Source organism: Cytobacillus horneckiae (assembly GCF_002835735.1).
GTDB lineage: Bacteria > Bacillota > Bacilli > Bacillales > Cytobacillaceae > Cytobacillus > Cytobacillus horneckiae.
Genome location: NZ_PISD01000008.1, coordinates 323,435 through 343,308, shown reverse-complemented (window position 1 = coordinate 343,308; position 19,874 = coordinate 323,435). Strand labels below are relative to the sequence as shown.

Here is a 19,874-nt window from a genome sequence, read left to right as displayed (position 1 = left end):
CTTTTGCGGGCATCCTTTTTAATACTTTTTTTTGTCTATTACGATATTTATTTAGCGGTAAATTCAGGTTTTCTTTTCTCAATAAATGCTGATGTTCCTTCTTGTTTATCATTTGTTGCAAACAGAACGGCTTGAGCAAGTCGTTCAATCATTTGCCCAGTTTTCACATCTGTGTCTGCCCCCAAAGTGACAGCAATTTTTGCAAGCTTAACTGCTAGCGGACCTTTAGCTAAAATTTGGTCTGCCAACTCCTCTACCTTTGCTTTCAGCTCAAATAGCGGAACAACTTCAGAGACTAAACCAGATTGCTGCGCCTCTTGCGCAGAAAGAAACTTGCCTAATAATATCATTTCTAGTGCTTTTCCCCTGCCGACTATTCTTGTTAATCGCTGTGTTCCGCCAGCCCCAGGAATGATTGCCAGGTTGAGCTCTGGAAGGCCAATTTTTGCATGGTCAGCCATTACGCGAATGTCTGATGCCAGTGCAAGCTCACAGCCCCCTCCCAGTGCAAGTCCGTTTATCATTGCGATTGTCGGCTTTTCATAAGATTCAATATAATCATAGGCTTCCTGCATGCCTCCAGATGATAATACATCGAGCGGATTTTTCTTCACCAGTTGGGTAATATCTGCACCTGCAGCAAAAGCCTTTTCTCCCTGTCCTGTAAATACAATAACGCCAACTTCATCATCCGCTTTCAAGATTTCCAGCGTATGAAGCATTTCAGAAACGGTTTCCTTACTTAAACGATTTCTTACTTCTGGAAGATTTATTGTGATATAGGCGAGCCTGCCTTCTTTTTTTACTAAAATAGATTCATACATTTTTATCCACTCCTTCATCTTGGCGGAGATTTTCGATCAATATAGCCATCCCTTGGCCGCCGCCGACACATAGAGAAGCAACCCCATATTTTCCGCCTTTGTTTGATAGAGCATGCATTAGTGTTACAACGATTCTGGCACCTGTCGCACCTAGCGGATGACCGAGAGCAATCGCTCCGCCATTAATATTTAATTTATTTGGGTTGAGACCAAGCTCCCTCTGAACAGCTAAAGCCTGCGAAGCAAAAGCTTCATTAATCTCAAATAAATCTATTTCATCAAGCGACAGCCCTGTTCTTTCAAGAAGCTTCTTTATTGCCGGAACGGGGCCGATACCCATAATTTCTGGCGACACACCGACTGAGGACCAGTCAATAATTGCAGCATGGGGCTTTAATCCGCGCGCGCTTGCTTCGTCTTCACTCATAAGGAGTACGGCAGCTGCCCCGTCATTTCTGCCACAAGCATTTCCTGCTGTAACACTTCCGTCTTTTTTGAATGCTGGTTTCAATGTTGACAGCTTCTCAATCGTTGTTTCAGGTCTAGGGTGTTCATCTGTATTTACAACTAGTTCCGCTTTTTTCGATTTCACTGTGAATGGTGCAATCTCTTCCTTAAAAGCACCTGATTTGATCGCTTTATCTGCTTTTTGCTGGCTTTCATATGCAAATAAATCTTGATCTTCCCTTGATACATTAAATTTTTCTGCCACATTTTCTGCCGTCATGCCCATTCCAAGCTTTTCACCGTATATTTCTTGCGGCTGTTGACCATTTTCACTATTCGAATCAACTAAATGCGTTTTGTCGCCGCCAAAACGGGAGCCTCTAATAAATATTGGCGCATTGCTCATACTTTCTGTACCGCCGGCAATGACGACCTTTGCTTGATTTGATTGTATTTGCTGAATACCGGAAGCAATCGCCTGCATACCTGAGGCACATAAACGGTTAACTGTGAAAGCCGGTGTAGAATCTGGAATGCCTGCTCTCAATGAAGCAACTCTTGCCACATTAGATGATTGTGAAGTTTGCCGCACTTCACCGAGAATGACTTCTTCGACTGCATCCGCGTTTACACCGGCACGATTTAATACTTCGGAAATCACATGTGAAGCTAAATAACCGGAGCCCGTCTCTTTAAGAACCCCTCCGTAGCGCCCAATAGCTGTTCTTACACCTTCTACAATGACGATTCTGCTTTTATTGTCCACATTTATCCCCCTTAGCTATATTCCTTATTTAACTGGCCGACAATAATATTTTTTTGAATTTCGGATGTTCCTTCATAAATGCGTGCAATTCTTGCATCTCTATAAAATCGTTCAATTGGATAATCTGCAATATACCCAATGCCGCCATGAATTTGCACAGCCTTATCTGCTACGCGGTTATACACTTCAGAGCCGTACAGTTTAATCATTGCCGCTTCTTTAATGACCTTTTTCCCTTCATCAACCATATTTGCCACGCGGTAAGTGAACGAACGCAATGCCTCAATATCAACCGCCATTTCAGCAAGCATATGTGCTACTGCCTGATGTTCAATAATCGGGACATTAAACTGGATTCTCTCTTTTGCATATTGCATGGATAAATCGAGCAGTTTTTGAGCTGAACCGAGGTTTCTTGCCGCTAGTCCTGCACGCCCATTTGCTAATATCGTTAATGCATTTACATACCCTCTGCCTTCTTCTCCAAGAACGTTCTCAACTGGCACCTCACAATCCTCCATGATTACTTCAGCAGAATGCGAACCTCGGAGCCCCATCTTATTCTCCACTGCACCAACTTGAAAGCCTGGAAAATCCTTTTCAACAATAAAAGAAGTAATCCCCTTTGCTCCCTTGGATGGATCTGTCACTGCCATTACCGTAAATACATCTGCTTCAGGCGCATTTGTAATATAATGCTTCAATCCGTTTAATATGTATTTATCTCCCTTTCGGACTGCTGTAGTCTTTAAATTAGTTGCATTTGATCCTGCCTGCGGTTCGGTTAAGGCGAAAGCGCCGATTTTCTCCCCAGCTGCCATATCGGGCAAATATTTTCTTTTCTGCGCGTCATTCCCCATTTCAACAATGCCGACTGATCCTATGCCTGTATGTGCGCCAATTAACGTTGTGAATCCATTATGTGTAGCGCCGATTTCTTCATAAAGCGCACATTTTCCTACCATGCCAATTCCGAGGCCGCCGTATTCTTCAGGAATGCTTAAGCCGAACAATCCCATTTCTTTTGCCATACTGACAATGCGGTGGGGGATTCTATTCTCTTTTTCTATTTCCATCGCCACTGCTTCAACTTCTGTTTGAACAAATTCACGGACATTCTGCTTTAGCATTTCAATATCTTCGCTAATCATATAGCTCATATTTTATTTCCCCTCTCATCATATTGATAAAATCCTCTGCCAGATTTCTTTCCTGTCCAGCCGGCGCTTACGTATTTTTGTAAAATCGGACATGGTCTGAATTTCTCTCCTAAAGTTTTGTGCAAATATTCCATATTTCTTAAGCGTGAATCCAGTCCGACTAAATCCGCAAGTTCTAGCGGTCCCATTGGATGATTTAAGCCGAGCTTCATCGCGCGGTCAATATCTTCAACCGAACCTACGCCTTCCATTACCATGAACATTGCTTCATTACCGATTAAACAGTTCATTCTGCTAGTTGCAAACCCGGGAAATTCATTAATTTTCACACATTCCTTGCCTATTTTTTCACCGAAAGCAAACGCAGACTCGATCGTTTCTTCACTTGTTTCTAAACCGCAAATCACTTCAATCAGCTTCATCTTATGAACGGGATTAAAGAAATGAAGAGCGATGCACTTATCCGGCCTTGAAGTCACAGAGGCAATCTCAGTCGGACTCATTGTTGAAGTATTTGTGGCTAAAATTGCCTCGCGAGGCGCAATTTGATCAATCTTTTTGAAGATTTCCTTCTTTAAATCCATTACCTCAAGAATGGCTTCAATTACTAAATCTGCAGAACCAACAGCATCTTCAAGGTTAGCTGTATATTCGATGCTGCCTGTTTCTAAAAATCTATCAATATATTGTTTGCATTTTTGTAAGGATTCCTGGTGAATATCCTGAACAATCACATGAAATCCAGCTTGAGCACAGACGAGGGCAATCCCTCTGCCCATCGTTCCTGCGCCAATCACCGTTATTTTCCTCATAATATCCACCTCTTTTATTGCTTTATTGTTTCGGAAACGACGCGTTTACCTTGTGCGTCATAGGTATACCAGCCTTTACCTGTTTTACGCCCAAGCTCTCCCTTTTCAACCTTTTCTTTTACAGATTTTGCCGGTTTGTCAGCTTCATCACCTGATTCAGAATAGCGCTGTTTTCTCACAGCATAATTTACATCCAGCCCTGTTAAATCCATCAGCGCAAACGGGCCGATAGGATGACCGAGCGCTTTTTCAACTACCACATCAATTTCCTCAAAGCTTGCATATCCGTTTTCATAAAGATAGACAGCTTCATTCATTAATTTAGCAAGGATGCGATTGGCGACAAAACCGGAGATTTCTTTTTTCAGAAGAACAGGAGTTTTACCAATCGTTTCTATGAATTTCATACTTGTATCAGCTGTTTCATCAGCAGTATGCGGCCCTTTTACTACTTCAACCAAATCCATGACTAGTACAGGATTGAAGAAGTGAATATTGCACACCTTGTCTTTGCGGACGACAGCTTCAGCAAGTTTCGAGCTAACGATGGTTGAACTGTTTGTTGCGAGAATGCAATGTTCAGGCAGAAGATGATCCAATTGCGCGAATAGCGATTTCTTCACTTCCAAATCTTCTATTATAGCTTCTATCACAATATCAACTTCTTTAAAGGCTTCAAGATTCGTTGTAAAAATGAGATTAGAAAATGCGCAATCCACATCTTCTCTTGTAAGCTTTCCTTTTATCACACGTTTCTCTAATTGTGTTCTTAACACTTCTTCTGCTTTTTTTAAGCTCTCACTTGAAATATCTTGAAGAATCACTTCATAGCCATGCAGCGCGGAAACAGCGGCAATTTGTGCGCCCATTGCTCCTGCACCTGCTACACCCACTTTTTTTATGTTAATTTCCGTCATATGAAACACCCCTTTTATCCAATTCTTCTTTTACGAGCACTCTTTTTAACAGTTTTCCTACACCATTACGAGGCAATTGATCAATCTTTTCGAAGAGTCTCGGTACTTTATATGGAGTTAGCTTCGTATAACAATAAGCTTTAATCTCTTCCAAATTAATATCTAACCCCTCTTTTGCTACAATAAATGCCTTCGCAACCTCACCTGAATCAGGGTCTGGCAGCCCGACAACAGCTGCTTCCTGAACAGATGGATGTTCATAAAGGACACCTTCAACTTCCTGTGGATACACGTTAAAGCCACCGAAAATAATCATTTCTTTTTTCCTGCCTACAATATAGAAATAGCCTTCCTCATCCATCGTTGCTAAGTCGCCCGTAAATAACCAGCCGTCTTTTAAATTCGCGTCAGTCTCTACAGGATTATTCCAATATCCTTTCATTACTTGCGGTCCTTTGATTAGCAGTTCGCCAACTTGATTAGCTGCTAGTACTTCATGATTTTTATCAACGATACGACAATCGGTTGCAGGTACAGGGATGCCTATGCTGCCATGCTTATGCTTTCCATTAATTGGTGTCCTGTGTGTAGTTGGCGAAGTTTCTGACATGCCAAATCCTTCTAATATCTTCGACCCCGTAAGCTCGTAAAACTTCCTAATAATTTCAATTGGTAATGGTGCAGATCCACTCGAGCACACTTTTAAAGAATTCAGGCCAGATGAGGCTGCATCTGGATGGTTCACAAATGAAATATACATTTTCGGTACACCTGGAAACATTGTTGGTTTATATCTTTTTACTTGCTTTAGTACTTCATCCGCTTTAAATTTTTCAATAATTAGAATTTTTGCTCCAAGATAGATACCTAAATTCATTGCGCTCGTCATCGCATATACATGATAGAATGGCGTAGCAGCAAGTACCGTTTCTGTTCCATATTCTACTCTTTGACGATATAGCACATAGCTTTGATACACATTTGCTACCAAATTATAATGGGTGAGCATCGCGCCTTTCACTTTGCCTGAAGTTCCACCAGTGTATTGAATCACTGCTACATCTTCTTTAGGATCGACTGCTATTGGCTTGATTGGATGGACTTCACGTGTAAATACATCATTCATCCTGGTTAATCGTTCATCGTCAATATAATCTTCAACTGCTGTCGATAATGTAATATGCTCAAATTGGTACATTTCTTTTATACTTTTTATTGTTGCTAACGATTGATTATCCACTGTGACATAGGAGATTTTGCTATCATGCAAAATTTGTAGCACCTCTCTTGGTGTATAGGCAGGATTCATCTGTACGACAATGATGCCAAGCGCATGTGCAGCATAATATGCAGCAATATAATCCGGATGATTCATCAGCATTAAGCCCATTCGATCACCTTTTTTAAACCCTTGTCTATGCCATTCAGCTGCAAGTAAATCAACACGAGTTTTTAACTCTTTATAAGTTAATGTTTTTGCTTGGAAAATAGTTGCCGTCAGATGGCCAAAGCGCTCAGCAGATTTTTGCAGCATATTGTATAATCCAATCTCAGGTATATTAAAGCGGTCAATAATATCTTCGTAGTATTTTCCCCACACCTTTGTGTTTGAAATTGCACTCAAAATATTCTCACTCCCTTCTTTTTAACTTGCCTCTTCCTCCATTTTTTCTTTTTGTTCCGTTGAATTTGGACGGGCAAATAGCATAAACAGTATTGAGAATATGAGCACTAATGAAGCCATTGCCCCGATAGACAGGCTGTAGCCTAATATTTGTGTACTTGCAAGGCTGACAACAAAGCCAGTAGCGAGTGGAGCAACAATGCCTGCCAGATTTCCTGAAGAGGTTAAAATACTTGTCATTAACCCTCCGCGCTCCGGCATTTCATTTATCATAATTGTTGGTCCTATCGGCAAAATTGCGTATGTAAGCCCTTTCGATAAACACATTGCTATGACAACCCAAATCGGGTTTTGATAGACGATGACTGACAGCATGCATATGGCACCAATTAACATTGAAGCGCCCGTAATATAAATCCGGGAGAGCTTCCAATTCTTCGTTTTTTTGAAAGCATAATCAGATATAACCGACACGCCCATATAAAGGACAACTGATATTATGCCTATCGCTGCTACTGCAAAGCCCATTTGTCCTGCTGTCATGCCTACAATATCAATAAGATATAACGGCATCCATGTAGCAATCCACACGACAATAAAATAGGTTGAAAAATAGGCTAGCGTCGTAAACAAAGCCGTTTTTGACGAAGCAATATATTTTAAGTCCTTCAGGCTGAATTTCTCAAGTTTCTTTTTCTTTTTAGCTTTCTCATATGCTTCGACTGGAGATTCCTTTGTTAACAACATGAAAAGGAAGAACCAGACAATACTGACTACACCAAGAGCTGCAAATGCGATTTTCCAGCCTAAACCTGCAATCATCGCTACAAGAAGCGGTGCAACAACCATTGAACCAACAGTCGCACCAGATACAAGAACAGAGTTGGCAAAACCTTTTAGTTTTGGCGGAAACCATCTGTCAGCATGAGCATAAGCGACAGGACTAAACGGACCTTCAAACGCACCTAGCAAAATGCGGTATACAATTAATAGAGGCAGCGCAGTAATGGCGATAACGCCAAATTGCAGCACCGCCCATGTGAGCATTAAGAAACTCAGCATCTTCTTTGCTCCGAGCCTGTCTGCATAAGCAGCACCGATTACTCCAGTAATCGGGTACAGCCAATAATATGCGCTCCCTACGATGCCCCATTGCGCCGGACCGAGCCCAAGGTCTTCCATAATCGGTTTTGCTGCCAGGCCTATGATCGATTTATCTGCAAAGTTTACAATCATTCCTAAAAATAAAAGTATTAAAACTGTCCAACGCATATGTTTATCCCCGCTTTCTCTCGTTTAAAATTCACTCAGAACGTTTCTGGAGATAATCAGCCGCTGAATCTCGTTTGTACCTTCATATATTTTTGTAATACGCGCATCGCGATAAAACCTTTCAACAGGATAATCTGACACATAGCCCATTCCACCGTGAATTTGCACAGCTTTATCGGCTACGCGATTAAATACCTCTGATGCATATAGTTTTGCCATTGATGATTCCTTAACAACTTTCTTCCCTTCATCAACTAAATGGGCGGCTTTTAGTGTAAGTGTCCGCGCAGCTTCCGTTTCAGTCGCCATATCTGCAATCATCCATTGAATTGCTTGATTTGCTGCAATCGGTTTTCCAAATTGAATGCGCTCCTGGGCATACCTTGCTGAGAGCTCGATTAATTTATCGCATGACCCTACTGCTCTAGCTGCTAGTCCAATTCTACCCTCACTTAAAATTTTTAATGCAGCGACATAACCCATCCCTACTTCGCCAATTACATTTTCTTCAGGCACCTCACAGTTATCAAAAATGAGCTGTGCAGTATAGGATCCGCGCAGACCCATCTTTTTATCTTTCTTACCAACTGTAAATCCTGGAAACCCGCGTTCAATTAAAAATGCAGTGATTCCTTTTGCACCTTTTTCTCTATCAGTAGTAGCAAACACAGTGAAAACATCTGCTACAGGGGCATTCGTAATAAAATGCTTCGTACCATTTAATATCCATTTATCTCCCTTTTTTTCAGCGCGTGTGGCAAGATTTGTAGCATCAGAACCAGCTCCCGGCTCAGATAAAGCAAAAGCCGCTATTCTTTTGCCTGCAGCTAAATCTGGCAAATATTTCTCTTTTAAGTATGGAGAAGCCAGCCTGACGAGGCCAGTGCTGCCAATCCCTGTATGTGCGCTTATTAAGCTTACAAAGCCATTATGCGTCCTTCCCAGCTGCTCTAGGACAGCTGCTTTTCCTACCATGCCAAGACCTATTCCACCGTACTCCTCAGGAATGCTCATCCCGAAAAGACCAAGTTCCTTTACTTGATCAATTAAATGCTGCGGGATTTTGTCTTCATCTTCAATTTGCTGAGCATATGGTTCCACTTCATTTTCCACAAAGTTATGGACCATCTGGGCCATTTGTTCAATTTCAGAATCTTTAACAGTATACATGCACATCTCCCCTTTGTTATGTTTCTCTCTATACAATGCAAGGAGTGTGCCAACAATAAAAACCTTATTATATCAACATATGAATCCGCTTACTTATAAAAATTATTTATATTTGAATCATTATTTGCTAAATATTCTGTATCTTATGATTCAATATTGAATCTAGGATTCATTAATGAATCAACTTTATTCCATATTTTTTTAACTTTCTTGATATAGTCGGCTGACTAGTTTGCAGTATTTCAGCTAATTCATAAGTTGTTGAGCATTTATTTAATGCCTGCATAATGACTTGTTTTTCTGCCATTTCAATCGCTTCTTTTAATGTGAGTGACGCTTGAGGCAGCTCCATATTTTGCTGAGCCGAATGGTACTCCTGGGGTAAATCATTTATTGTTATCGTATAATTTTTTGAAACAATCACAAGACGCTCAACAAGATTTGAAAGCTCCCTAATATTTCCCGGCCAGTTATATTGATATAAAAAGCCTTTTAATTCATCACTAAATTGTTTATTCATTTGATATTTATTATTCATTCTCTTCAAAATGGATTCCATTAATGGATAAATATCCTCGCGTCTGTCTGAAAGCCGAGGAATTTGAAGCTGAATGACATTTAACCGATAATATAAGTCTTCACGGAAGGTTCCATCATCCACCATACTTTTCAAATCACGGTTTGTTGCAGCAATAAGCCTGACATTTATTTTTTTTGGAGAAACTGAGCCGATTCGCTGTACCTCTTTTTCCTGGATGACACGAAGAAGTTTGACTTGAGCCGTTATAGGTAGCTCGCCTATTTCATCTAAAAATAGAACCCCTTGATCTGCCAGCTCGAACATACCAGGCTTGCCTTGCTGATTCGCTCCTGTAAAAGCTCCTTTTTCATAACCAAATAGCTCCGATTCTATTAACTCGGCAGGAATAGCGCCACAATTTAATTTAATAAATTTCCCTTTGCTTTTACGTTCACTTTGTTCATATATGTATATCGCCATCACATCCTTGCCAACGCCTGTATCACCTAAAATTAATACTGTTGCATCAACATTTACAAGCCGATCCACAGTATCATAAATGTCTCTCATTTTCTCGCTTCTTAAAACGAGGCTGTTTGAAGAGTTTACATCGTTTTTCTTTAAACGCTCTATTTCCTGACGATAAGTATCATTTAAACTATTCGCTTCTTTTAATGCATTCTGCAATTCAATCAGCTGTGATAAGTCTCTTATATTGGTGACAACGCTTTCAACATCGCCATCCTCATTAAATACAGGACTACCCGTTAGCAGCAAGGATTCATTGCCAGCCCGGTTAAATTGCACGCGTGAAATGCTCTCCTTTGTTTCTATCACTCTTTGTGTCAATGATGTTTCTAAAATACCTCGCTTCACTAACGATTCTACTTTTTTACCCATATAGTATTCTTTAGGTATTCCTGTAATTCTCTCCATTGCTGAATTAGTTAATAATGTATTGCCTTCGTTATCTGTTAAATAAATTCCATCATATGAGTTTTCAATCACTGCTTTTAATCTTCTATTTGCTTTTATTAATTCGTCTAGCTTTACCATTAATTCTTTCATTTCGGAGGAGATGATTCCATAATAGCTTTGCACTCCTTCTGCATATTCCCCTTTTAAAAACAGCAAGGATAAGCCATCAGCTGTTTCGGCAATGACAACTTTTATCTCCTCATAAGTTACCCAACGTTGAAACGCATCTCGCACATTTTGATTTTTAATTGAAAATGTGATTGATTGCTGCAGCTTTTCATTCACTTCTACAACTCTTCCACATTTATCAGTCTTCAATATTGCATAGGTTTCTTGCAGCTGGATGGGCACGAGGACACCTTCCTTTCCTTGTGATGTATGTAAAAACCCCTCCTCTAAAGGCAGGGGCTTTTACATATGCTAAACATTTACTTTATTGGATGTGTATTCACTGAGGAAAGACAGGATTTTCTGATACACAGCAATTTCATTTTCCTTTTTAGAAAAGCCGTGCCCTTCATCCTCGAGAAGCATATATTCTACCACACGACCCTTTTCCTTCAACGCTTTCACAATTTGATCTGATTCTTCTTTTACTACCCTTGGGTCATTTGCACCTTGTATAACAAGCATCGGCTTTGTCATTCCATCTAAGTAGGTAATCGGTGAGAATTCAATTAATTTCTCCTTGTCTTTTTCCGGGTTGCCCACCCATAGATCCATAATCGGCTTCCAATCTTCAGGGACAGATTCAATGAAGGTGAACAAGTCTGACGGACCAAAAATATCAACGACCGCCTTGAAATAATCGGCATGACGGCCATGTAGCAGCAAAGCCATATACCCACCATAGCTGCCGCCCATCAAAAGGATATTGCCTTTTTCTGTATAACCTTGTTCGATTAGCCAATCAAGTGCTGCCACATTATCCAATCTTGGACCGTATCCCCAATCCCCCTCTACCATTTTAGTGAATTTGTGTCCATAGCCTGTTGATCCTCTAAAGTTAGGAGCAAAGATGCTGTATCCATGGTTCAGCAAAAATTGAAAAGACGCTCTAAAAAATTTCCGTTCAGCAGCCTGAGGCCCTCCGTGAGGCCAGAAGATGATTTCCCCATTGTCATTCTCCTGTTTAGCTTTAAAAAATAAAGATTCAATCTCCAAACCATCAAAAGATGTATATGTCACAACTTCAGGAGCGACCAAATCCTCATCTGCAACACCCGGTACTGAATATTGCGTTAATGATTCCCATTTGTCTGCTGAAAATTTATATATATTATGCGGCTTTATAGCGCTTCTGCCTAATAAATATAAATTTCCTGAATCTGCTATTATCATCTTCTCAATGATGGAACACGGTGATTGCATCCGTACCATTTCATTTTTGGATAGATCAAACTTATATAGGTAGTCTTCTACACCCTTTTCAGATGATAAATATAATTGATGATTTTTTTTATCGTATTTCAACATTGCAAAACTTTCCTTATCCATCGCTTTTATCTTTGTAAATTGCTTCGCTTTTAAATCAAATGAAGCTAGGTAAGTAAAGTCTTCATCATAATTAGTCAACAAGTATACCAAATCTTCTGTCACAAACAACGCATCACTAACAGTATGATGTTCATCTGTCTCAGGTGTAATATAAATGTCTTCACCGCCCTTGCGAACGAACATTAGCGAGTATGTATTGGCATACATTTTATAGTACAGCTGAGATGACTCATCTGGGCTGAAGCAATATAAAAAAGTCATTGCTTCTTTTCCTTCGGATACTTTTTCTTCCTCTCCTGATTCTAAATCAAGCGCATATACATTTAAATAAGAAGGGTTTCCTTTACCTGATGAGTAATATAGCTTTTTTCCGTCCTTTGATAAAGCGGGAAAGAAATTGCGGACCTTTTCGTTATTGACCAGCTGCTTTAATGTACCTCCTTCAAGTGGAAGCGCATAGAATTGCGTATTTTCATCACCATCTGTATCAAATCCTGAGATGATGAACCTACCTTGTTTATCATATAGAAGTCCTTGACAAGATTGATTATTAAAAGTCATTTGAACTGGGAAGGTACTTGGAAAGTTCATCGCCCATATATTGTATTGTCCGCTTAAGTTTGTACTAAAAACTAACTGGCTTTCATCTCGATTCACAGCAAAATCGCCAATCGCAAATGTTTTTAAGAATTGACTAACATCAGGTTTAGGAAATTTAATCATACTTCTCCTCCAATTATTATAATTTAAAGATTATTCTTATAATTCATTATAGCATGAATTCTCATTCTTCCCAATGAATACCTCTCGTTTGCGCCGTAAAATAAAAATAACTTTGGCCATTAGGTCAAAGTTATAAACGCCTTCTCTTTATTTTTCTGCAAATACTGAAAGTGCAGACAAATTTTTATAGAAATGACTGAAAGGCACCTTCGTTATATTTTTTTAATAACAGTTCTTGAACAAATTGCCTGCACTCGAATGATAAGTGTGTCCGCTGAGGATGAATGATATCGCCATATGGCCTCCCGCCAACAAATTTGACTTCTCCTGTAAATTCTCTTGCTATCACTGCATCATAGCCAGTAACTTTCACAAAAATTGTATGATGTGCGGTACTCGTGAAATCGATGATATTTAACATATGATGATTCTCGTTCATTTTGCATCCCCCTAAGTCTGTCTATTACTATAGCAAAAACAGTAAAGGATGACGAGTCTATATTAAAAGAGTCAAATTTGCGTCAGTTGCTGCTGCTTTTGCGGCGCTTCACTTCTTTTTGCGTCAGTTGCTGCTGCTTTTGCGCCGCTGCCTCTTTTTGCGTCAGTTGCTGCTGCTTTTACGTCGCTCCACTTCTTTTTGCGTCAGTTGCTGCTGCTTTTGCGCCGCTTCTTCTTTTTGCGTCAGTTACTGCTGCTTTTGCGCCGCTCCACTTCTTTTTGCGTCAGTTACTGCTGCTTTTGCGCCGCTCCATTCTGTTTTGCGTCAGTTGCTGCTGCTTTTGCGCCGCTCCACTTCTTTTTGCGTCAGTTACTGCTTCTTTTGCGGCGCTTCTTCTTTTTGCGTCAGTTGCTGCTGCTTTTGCGGCGCTCCACTTCTTTTTGCGTCAGTTGCTGCTGCTTTGCGTCGCACCACTTCTTTTTGCGTCAGTTGTTACTTCTTTTGCACCGCTTCATTCGGTTTTGCGTCAGTTACTGCTATTTTTGCGTCAGTTGCTGCTGCTTTTGCGCCGCTTCTTCTTTTTGCGTCAGTTACTGCTGCTTTTGCGTCGCTTCACTTCTTTTTGCGTCAGTTACTGCTGCTTTTGCGCCGCTGCTGCTTTTCGCGTCAGTTGCTGCTTCTTTTACGTCGCTCCACTCGGTTTTGCATCGGTTATTGTTATTTTTCAATGAGCGAATCACTATAAAATATCAAACCATATTTTTACAGCCGTTGCAAAAATAAGCATCGCCAATATGATTTGAAGGACTTTTGTATTCATTTTCTTCCCGGCCATCGCACCAAGCGGTGAAGCGATTAAACTTGCTACAACCATTATTAGCGCAGGAAAATAATCGATTTGCCCTGTTGTCACTTTTCCTACTGTTGCCCCAATTGAGGAAATCAAGGTGATTGCTAAAGATGAAGCGATTGTCATTCTAGTAGGAATCTTTAACACAGTAAGCATGATTGGCACGAGTAAAAATGCGCCAGCTGCTCCTACTATACCGGCACCGATTCCGACAATTAAAGCAAGTGCCGCTGCCAGCCATTTATTAAATTTCACTTGATCAAATGGGATATCGTCTAATCCCTTTTTTGGAATAAACATCATTACCGCTGCAATCAAAGCTAATATGCCGTATACTAAATTGATCCCGTTTTCCGGCATCAGCTTTGAGCCATATCCTCCGATAAAGCTGCCGATTAAAATGCTGATTCCCATATAAATAATTAAAGGTTTATTTAAATAACCGCCTTTTCGATAAGCCCAAACACCGCCGATTGTGGCGAAGAACACTTGAATGGCGCTTATGCCTGATACTTCATGCGCAGTGAAGCTGGCAACTCCGAGTAATGGCGGGATATAGAGCAGCATCGGATATTTAATGATTGAACCTCCAATGCCAAGCATGCCTGAAATATATGAACCTATAAATCCAATAAGGAAGATCGTTATAATAAATGCTATATCCATTTCTTATTTCTCCTTTCAAAGACTTCACCTTAATAAAGGGAACCTTAATTGGCTCCCTTCATTAAGGTTGATTCGTCTCTCTGCTTACCTCACTGCACAACGGTTTGGACCGATTTCCATTTCTCTTTGCGTTACTTCATCAGGTGTTATTTTTCCCATGTTTGTCTCACGAATTTCTTTGAAAGCATTCGGCTGCGGCGGTAAGTTTTCTGTAACGATTTTTCTAAACTCAGCTTCGTTTTCAATATTTAGCCCGTGGTTTTTTTCAAAAAGCACTCCAAGCTTTTCGGCTACACTGCCATCGTTATTCAGTTCATCAATCATCATAAAGTGTGCCGGCAATACGATTAATTCATTCGATAAATTCTTATAGCGGTTATATAAGCTTTCTCTTAAGTCTCCGACCCAGTCTTCAGCAAGTCCTGCGAGGTCTGGTCTGCCGATAGAGTCAATGAATAGGATATCGCCAGTTAGCAAATAGCTATCTTCAATGACAAACGACGTTGATCCTATCGTGTGGCCAGGGGAATAAAGGGAATGAATATTCATCGAAGTTCCGCCAATTGTCACTTCATTTCCATCTTCTAACCGATTGTAAGCAAAAGTTACTTCCTCTGCATCCTTTGGAGGCAGCCAATAAGCGGCGCCCGTTGCCTCTGCAATCAACCTCCCTCCAGAAATATGATCTGCATGCAGATGAGTATCAAAAACATGTTTTATTTTCGCATCTTTACTTTCTGCAAACTTGAGATAAATATCTGTCATTCTTGTCGCATCTATGACAGCTGCTTCCCCATTGGATATTGCCATATATGAAAGACATCCTTTACCAAGTCTGACAAATTGATATAGCTCTCCACCGTCTGTTAAGTTTCCTAATTTAACTGGTTCAAGATGTTCGCTCCATGCTTTCATGCCTCCTTCTAAATAGGAAACATCGATTCCCTTTTCCGAAAGCATGTCTGCTACCATTATTGAGGACCCTTCCTTTGCACAAACAACTAAAATATCTTTTCCAGCAGGAAGCTTTTCCAATATTTCATCCACCCCATCCAATAATTCAAAATATGGGATATTTAAATAAGAAAAGTTACTTCCTTCTATTTTCCAATCTTGAAAATCGTCCTCATTGCGAACATCGAGAATAAAAAGCTCCGCTTTATTAAAAACCTGCTTGGCCACTTCACTTGCTTTCATCGGTCTTATCGCCATTGACATTACCCCCTATGGTATATTTTAATTTAAAAATTTTTGTTACGTTTAAATACCTTCTACTTTTCCAGTCCATTCACTCATGCCAGGAACTACATTAACTACTTTTTCAAACCCATTTTTCGTTAGCATTTGGGCAGCTAAATCACTCCGGCTGCCTGTTCGGCAAATCACATATATTTCTGCCTCTTTATTTAAATTGCCGCAATTCTTTTCAAGCTCACCCATTGGAATGGATACCGCTCCAGGTATATGGCCAAAAGCATATTCTGCACTTTCGCGAACATCTAAAACGACTGCTTGATTATTCTTTTCCAATAACGGGATTAGCTCTTCATTACTTATTGTATGAGGATGCTTATTTTCATTTTTCGTCTCTACATTTGAAGATTTTCTTAAATAATGTTTTAAAACGCCACTTTCTTCAATCGTTCCTAAATATTGATGGCCTGAGCTATTCGCCCATGCTTTAAGATCTGCTTTGGATCCTTTATCAGTCGCTAGTATCTCAATGATATGACCAGATTCTAATTCCTTCATTGCTTTCTTTGTTTTTACAATGGGCATTGGGCAGGCCAAACCTTTAGCATCTAATCTTTGGTTAACGTTTATATTTTCCATGATAATATCCTCCCTCTATACCACCAATGGTATATTTACATTTTAAAAAAATTACTCTGTTTTTCCTTCCCAAGCAGCCATTCCGCCGTTCAGATTTTTTACTTGATAGCCATAGCTTTCTAATAACTGTGTTGCTCTGGCGCTTCTTCCCCCAGAACGGCAAACGATGACATAATGATTGTTTTTATCCAGTTCGTGCATCCGGAATTCAAGTAGTCCTAACGGAATATGGACTGCACTTGGAATCTTCCCTTGTGCTACTTCATCCGCTTCTCTGACATCTACAACCGTTAGCTCCTTCCCTTCACTTAATAGCTCTTCAAGCTCTGCTGGAAATATCTGTTCCATTTTTGCACCTCGATTTTAGCCTCGCCATGCGTTCATTCCACCTTTAACATTAGTAATTCTTTTATATCCCAATTTTCTCAATAACTTGCTTGCTTTATTGCTTCTCATTCCACTCGCACAAATAACAATTACTTCTTCTTCTTTTGAAAGCAATGAAGTGTTTTCAGCCAATTCATGCAAAGGAATATTTTTAAATTGACGAATAGAGCGGCTTTTATACTCCCCGGCCGTTCGGACATCAATAAACTGTTTTCCTTTTATCCTTAATTCATTTTTTAATTGCGCTGGTGTAATTTGCCGGACTCCCCTCGCTGGCAGAATATGCTTCAGAAGGAAAACAGCAATCAATGCGATAAAAATATAAACGATGCTCTCCAATGAAATCCCCCATTTTTAAAGGTTTAAAGATACCTCATCTTCTATACTAAACAAACAAGTTTACATTGCCTTCTTCTGCATCAGCAAGATAGGCAGCTACACCGGCATATTCAATATCATCGAGTAGCTCTTCTTGCTGAAGTCCTAATAAGTCCATTGTCATTGTGCATGCAACTAGCTTTACGTCCTGTTCTTGTGCCATATTTATTAATTCAGGAAGCGGCACTGCTTGATGCTTTTTCATTACATCTTTAATCAATTTTGGACCGAAACCAGCAAAGTTCATATTTGAAAGGCCCATTCTATCGGCACCCCGCGGCATCATTTTTGCAAACATTTTCTCCATAAAGCCTTTTTTAGTCGGCACATGCTCATCCTTTCTGAGTGCATTCAGTCCCCAGAACGTATGGAAAATTGTTACTTCATGGTCATAAGCGGCAGCGCCATTTGCGATTATATACGCTGCCATCGCCTTATCATAATCACCGCTAAATAATATAATGGTTGTTCTTTTTTTCTCCGTCATAATATCCTCCTCTTTAATACATATACCCGTATAGGTATTGAACAAATCAAAATTTTTTATCCTTTTTTAATCCAAAACTTTAGCACATTATTTTCTTCCTTAAATTCCAATACTTCATGACCCCCAGATTTAGACCAAGCAGCTAAATCATTTTTTGCTCCTTTATCTGTTGCGTGAATTTCCAATACATCACCTGACTCTAATTGATTTATTGCTTTTTTAGCTTTTACAATTGGCATTGGACATGCAAGTCCTTTTGCATCTAATACTTGCTTAATATTCATTTTATTGTCCTCCTTATATTAAATTAAATACCCTAAGGGGTATGTTAAAGAAAATTAATTAATTTGTCAACTGGTTATTTTATCTGCTTTTCACCAGCATATTGACAGCTTCTTTAATAATTTTTCCACTATCATCATTGGATTGTTCAGCCTTTAAAACACATTCAACAAGATTGGAACTGACAATCAAACCAATCGTTCTATCAGCAGCCGATCGTACAGCAGATAGTTGTGTAACAATCTCACGGCAGTCTTTGCCATCCTCCATCATTTTTAATATGCCTCGCAGCTGGCCTTCCATTCGTTTGACTCTATTTTTCATTTGATCATCATAATCCATTCGTTTTATCCCCCTTCCTTAGCGTATATCCAATCACTGAGAAACCCTTCTTCCTTAAAAAACGAATGCTCATATTTTTCTCGAGCTGACTGGATGCAATCACATGTATTTCTTTACCTTTAATTTCATGATAGTATCTATTTAAATAAGCAATCGGAATATTTATACTACCTTCAGAGAGATTTTTGTTGCTTTGGCTGTAATCTCGTACATCTAAAACACTTATACTATCTGGATAATTGTCATATGACGCTGAGCAATCCACTCCTATCACAGGCCTATATCTCATGAATAAATAGATGACAGTAATCACAGCTATTGCAAGCAATAACATAGTATAACGTCCTCCTAATTATGTTTTCTATCAACTTACAATCACATTTTATACCCATAGGGGTATATTTGTCAACCTGCTAACTTCTATTACCTTAAAAGAATGGTGCTATATGAAAAAATTAACTACTTACACTGTCTTAGCTTCTATTGTCATATTCGGATTATTTTTGCCGTTCATTTTTGATTTAGTTTATTACCTCCACCCAATTGTATTGCCTGTTGTTTATATTTTGCTGTTTACATTTATATTTTTAGTCGGGTTGCTGATTACTGGCCAAAAACTTTATCTACCTTTGAAGGTAGTGGATTTATTGATTAGCATGTATACATTAGCTTTATTAGTTTTGTTATTTCTACGTCCGAATAATCAATCATATGATTCGTATAATCTCATTCCATTTTCAACAGTTGTTTTTTATTTGTCTGGACAAGTGAGTGAACTGGTTGCTTTTTATAATCTTGCTGCGAATGTAGGATTATTTGTACCATTCGGTATTTATTTGAAAATCTATCGATATTCGATCAGTCAAATCATTTTACTTTCATTTCTCTCAATCTCTTTCATTGAAATGATGCAAATGTTTCTAAATCGCGGCAGTCTCGATATTGATGATTTAATATTCAATATAATTGGCGTCATCATCGGGAGTTTAATATATCCGGTTTTTAATAAAGCTTGTGAAATAACAAAATAGCCTACAGATTTCGCCTTTCTTGATGAAAATCCGGTGCTTTCTTATCAGCTTTATACAGATTTCGATTTTCTTGATGAGAATCCGGTGCTTTCTTATCAGCTTTATACAGATTTCGATTTTCTTGATGAGAATCCAGTGCTTTCTTATCAGCTTTATACAGATTTCGATTTTCTTGATGAGAATCCTGTGCTTTCTTATCAGCTTTATACAGATTTCGATTTTCTTGATGAGAGTCCTGTGCTTTCTTATCAGCTTTATACAGATTTCGATTTTCTTGATGAGAATCCAGTGCTTTCTTATCAGCTTTATACAGATTTCGATTTCCTTGATAAGAATGCGGTGCTTTCTTATCAGCTTTATACAGATTTCGATTTTCTTGATGAAATTCCGGTGCTTTCTTATCAAATTCAGTTTCGTGGCAGTTTTAGATTAATAAAAAAATCAGCGAAGCCTATATAGCATCACTGAC

General features: G+C 39.3%; 23 protein-coding genes. 3 read left to right on the top strand and 20 right to left on the bottom strand.

Features of this window, described 5'->3' with window-relative positions:
- Window positions 1-47: 47 nt before the first annotated feature.
- The 11 genes from CWS20_RS04890 to CWS20_RS04840 form a co-directional block, all read right to left on the bottom strand.
- On the bottom strand, window positions 48-824 hold the full coding sequence (locus CWS20_RS04890) for an enoyl-CoA hydratase/isomerase family protein (RefSeq protein WP_101226242.1): 777 nt from the start codon (window positions 822-824) through the stop codon (window positions 48-50).
- Window positions 817-2,037 (bottom strand): thiolase family protein, encoded by a 1,221-nt coding sequence (locus CWS20_RS04885; RefSeq protein WP_066199481.1) that lies wholly within the window; start codon window positions 2,035-2,037, stop codon window positions 817-819. The genes CWS20_RS04890 and CWS20_RS04885 overlap by 8 nt, the downstream gene beginning before the upstream one ends.
- A gap of 11 nt (window positions 2,038-2,048) precedes the next feature.
- A complete protein-coding gene (locus CWS20_RS04880) occupies window positions 2,049-3,197 on the bottom strand; it encodes an acyl-CoA dehydrogenase family protein (RefSeq protein WP_066199484.1) in 1,149 nt (382 codons plus the stop codon).
- Window positions 3,194-4,009 carry a 3-hydroxyacyl-CoA dehydrogenase family protein gene (locus tag CWS20_RS04875; protein WP_066199487.1) on the bottom strand — a complete coding sequence of 272 codons (816 nt, stop codon included), beginning with the start codon at window positions 4,007-4,009 and terminating at the stop codon, window positions 3,194-3,196. Before CWS20_RS04875 ends, CWS20_RS04880 begins: the two co-directional genes overlap by 4 nt.
- 14 nt (window positions 4,010-4,023) lie before the next feature.
- Window positions 4,024-4,926 carry a 3-hydroxyacyl-CoA dehydrogenase family protein gene (locus CWS20_RS04870; RefSeq protein WP_066199491.1) on the bottom strand — a complete coding sequence of 301 codons (903 nt, stop codon included), beginning with the start codon at window positions 4,924-4,926 and terminating at the stop codon, window positions 4,024-4,026.
- Window positions 4,913-6,550, bottom strand: a complete 1,638-nt coding sequence (locus CWS20_RS04865) for a long-chain-fatty-acid--CoA ligase (RefSeq protein WP_101226241.1) — start codon at window positions 6,548-6,550, stop codon at window positions 4,913-4,915. The genes CWS20_RS04870 and CWS20_RS04865 overlap by 14 nt, the downstream gene beginning before the upstream one ends.
- A gap of 21 nt (window positions 6,551-6,571) precedes the next feature.
- Window positions 6,572-7,822, bottom strand: a complete 1,251-nt coding sequence (locus CWS20_RS04860; RefSeq protein WP_066199494.1) for an MFS transporter — start codon at window positions 7,820-7,822, stop codon at window positions 6,572-6,574.
- A 24-nt stretch (window positions 7,823-7,846) separates the two neighbouring features.
- Complete coding sequence (locus tag CWS20_RS04855; RefSeq protein ID WP_066199496.1) at window positions 7,847-8,992, bottom strand: acyl-CoA dehydrogenase family protein; 1,146 nt, start codon at window positions 8,990-8,992, stop codon at window positions 7,847-7,849.
- A gap of 172 nt (window positions 8,993-9,164) precedes the next feature.
- Window positions 9,165-10,841 (bottom strand): sigma-54 interaction domain-containing protein, encoded by a 1,677-nt coding sequence (locus CWS20_RS04850; RefSeq protein WP_066199499.1) that lies wholly within the window; start codon window positions 10,839-10,841, stop codon window positions 9,165-9,167.
- 69 nt (window positions 10,842-10,910) lie between these two features.
- Complete coding sequence (locus CWS20_RS04845; protein ID WP_066199503.1) at window positions 10,911-12,710, bottom strand: S9 family peptidase; 1,800 nt, start codon at window positions 12,708-12,710, stop codon at window positions 10,911-10,913.
- 184 nt (window positions 12,711-12,894) lie between these two features.
- Window positions 12,895-13,149 (bottom strand): hypothetical protein, encoded by a 255-nt coding sequence (locus tag CWS20_RS04840; RefSeq protein ID WP_066199505.1) that lies wholly within the window; start codon window positions 13,147-13,149, stop codon window positions 12,895-12,897.
- 77 nt (window positions 13,150-13,226) lie between these two features.
- Here CWS20_RS04840 and CWS20_RS27700 point away from each other — a divergent pair, with 77 nt between their 5' ends.
- On the top strand, window positions 13,227-13,880 hold the full coding sequence (locus CWS20_RS27700) for a hypothetical protein (RefSeq protein WP_142385363.1): 654 nt from the start codon (window positions 13,227-13,229) through the stop codon (window positions 13,878-13,880).
- 8 nt (window positions 13,881-13,888) lie between these two features.
- Here the strand turns inward: CWS20_RS27700 and CWS20_RS04835 are convergent, their stop codons facing one another.
- The 9 genes from CWS20_RS04835 to CWS20_RS04795 form a co-directional block, all read right to left on the bottom strand.
- Window positions 13,889-14,665 (bottom strand): sulfite exporter TauE/SafE family protein, encoded by a 777-nt coding sequence (locus CWS20_RS04835; RefSeq protein WP_066199508.1) that lies wholly within the window; start codon window positions 14,663-14,665, stop codon window positions 13,889-13,891.
- Between the two features lie 84 nt (window positions 14,666-14,749).
- Entirely contained in the window at window positions 14,750-15,877 is a 1,128-nt protein-coding gene (locus tag CWS20_RS04830; protein WP_066199511.1) for an MBL fold metallo-hydrolase, read from the bottom strand.
- A gap of 48 nt (window positions 15,878-15,925) precedes the next feature.
- A complete protein-coding gene (locus CWS20_RS04825; RefSeq protein WP_066199512.1) occupies window positions 15,926-16,498 on the bottom strand; it encodes a sulfurtransferase TusA family protein in 573 nt (190 codons plus the stop codon).
- 51 nt (window positions 16,499-16,549) lie between these two features.
- Entirely contained in the window at window positions 16,550-16,846 is a 297-nt protein-coding gene (locus CWS20_RS04820; RefSeq protein ID WP_066199515.1) for a rhodanese-like domain-containing protein, read from the bottom strand.
- 15 nt (window positions 16,847-16,861) lie between these two features.
- Window positions 16,862-17,224: a rhodanese-like domain-containing protein gene (locus CWS20_RS04815; RefSeq protein WP_066199518.1), complete on the bottom strand. Its 363-nt coding sequence runs from the start codon at window positions 17,222-17,224 to the stop codon at window positions 16,862-16,864.
- Between the two features lie 46 nt (window positions 17,225-17,270).
- Window positions 17,271-17,750, bottom strand: coding sequence for a DsrE/DsrF/DrsH-like family protein (locus tag CWS20_RS04810; protein ID WP_066199520.1), 480 nt, complete (start codon window positions 17,748-17,750; stop codon window positions 17,271-17,273).
- Between the two features lie 56 nt (window positions 17,751-17,806).
- Window positions 17,807-18,034, bottom strand: coding sequence for a sulfurtransferase TusA family protein (locus tag CWS20_RS04805; RefSeq protein ID WP_066199522.1), 228 nt, complete (start codon window positions 18,032-18,034; stop codon window positions 17,807-17,809).
- Between the two features lie 79 nt (window positions 18,035-18,113).
- Window positions 18,114-18,374, bottom strand: coding sequence for a metal-sensitive transcriptional regulator (locus CWS20_RS04800; protein WP_066199524.1), 261 nt, complete (start codon window positions 18,372-18,374; stop codon window positions 18,114-18,116).
- Entirely contained in the window at window positions 18,364-18,708 is a 345-nt protein-coding gene (locus CWS20_RS04795) for a rhodanese-like domain-containing protein (protein ID WP_066199527.1), read from the bottom strand. Before CWS20_RS04795 ends, CWS20_RS04800 begins: the two co-directional genes overlap by 11 nt.
- A 112-nt stretch (window positions 18,709-18,820) precedes the next feature.
- Between CWS20_RS04795 and CWS20_RS04790 the strand changes: the two genes are divergently transcribed.
- Both CWS20_RS04790 and CWS20_RS04785 read left to right on the top strand, forming a co-directional pair.
- Window positions 18,821-19,405, top strand: coding sequence for a VanZ family protein (locus CWS20_RS04790; protein WP_066199577.1), 585 nt, complete (start codon window positions 18,821-18,823; stop codon window positions 19,403-19,405).
- Window positions 19,406-19,438: 33 nt separating this feature from the next.
- On the top strand, window positions 19,439-19,864 hold the full coding sequence (locus CWS20_RS04785; RefSeq protein ID WP_066199580.1) for a hypothetical protein: 426 nt from the start codon (window positions 19,439-19,441) through the stop codon (window positions 19,862-19,864).
- Window positions 19,865-19,874 lie beyond the last annotated feature (10 nt).

Coding starts and splice junctions, on each gene's coding strand:
- CWS20_RS04805 (WP_066199522.1), bottom strand. CDS start 18,034: ATGAATATTAAGCAAGTATTAGATGCAAAAGGACTTGCATGTCCAATG.
- CWS20_RS04880 (WP_066199484.1), bottom strand. CDS start 3,197: ATGAGCTATATGATTAGCGAAGATATTGAAATGCTAAAGCAGAATGTC.
- CWS20_RS04835 (WP_066199508.1), bottom strand. CDS start 14,665: ATGGATATAGCATTTATTATAACGATCTTCCTTATTGGATTTATAGGT.
- CWS20_RS04855 (WP_066199496.1), bottom strand. CDS start 8,992: ATGTATACTGTTAAAGATTCTGAAATTGAACAAATGGCCCAGATGGTC.
- CWS20_RS04840 (WP_066199505.1), bottom strand. CDS start 13,149: ATGAACGAGAATCATCATATGTTAAATATCATCGATTTCACGAGTACC.
- CWS20_RS04845 (WP_066199503.1), bottom strand. CDS start 12,710: ATGATTAAATTTCCTAAACCTGATGTTAGTCAATTCTTAAAAACATTT.
- CWS20_RS04800 (WP_066199524.1), bottom strand. CDS start 18,374: ATGGATTATGATGATCAAATGAAAAATAGAGTCAAACGAATGGAAGGC.
- CWS20_RS04830 (WP_066199511.1), bottom strand. CDS start 15,877: ATGGCGATAAGACCGATGAAAGCAAGTGAAGTGGCCAAGCAGGTTTTT.
- CWS20_RS04860 (WP_066199494.1), bottom strand. CDS start 7,822: ATGCGTTGGACAGTTTTAATACTTTTATTTTTAGGAATGATTGTAAAC.
- CWS20_RS04790 (WP_066199577.1), top strand. CDS start 18,821: ATGAAAAAATTAACTACTTACACTGTCTTAGCTTCTATTGTCATATTC.
- CWS20_RS04810 (WP_066199520.1), bottom strand. CDS start 17,750: ATGACGGAGAAAAAAAGAACAACCATTATATTATTTAGCGGTGATTAT.
- CWS20_RS04820 (WP_066199515.1), bottom strand. CDS start 16,846: ATGGAACAGATATTTCCAGCAGAGCTTGAAGAGCTATTAAGTGAAGGG.
- CWS20_RS04795 (WP_066199527.1), bottom strand. CDS start 18,708: ATGTTATTGCTTGCAATAGCTGTGATTACTGTCATCTATTTATTCATG.
- CWS20_RS04870 (WP_066199491.1), bottom strand. CDS start 4,926: ATGACGGAAATTAACATAAAAAAAGTGGGTGTAGCAGGTGCAGGAGCA.
- CWS20_RS04890 (WP_101226242.1), bottom strand. CDS start 824: ATGTATGAATCTATTTTAGTAAAAAAAGAAGGCAGGCTCGCCTATATC.
- CWS20_RS04825 (WP_066199512.1), bottom strand. CDS start 16,498: ATGGAAAATATAAACGTTAACCAAAGATTAGATGCTAAAGGTTTGGCC.
- CWS20_RS04875 (WP_066199487.1), bottom strand. CDS start 4,009: ATGAGGAAAATAACGGTGATTGGCGCAGGAACGATGGGCAGAGGGATT.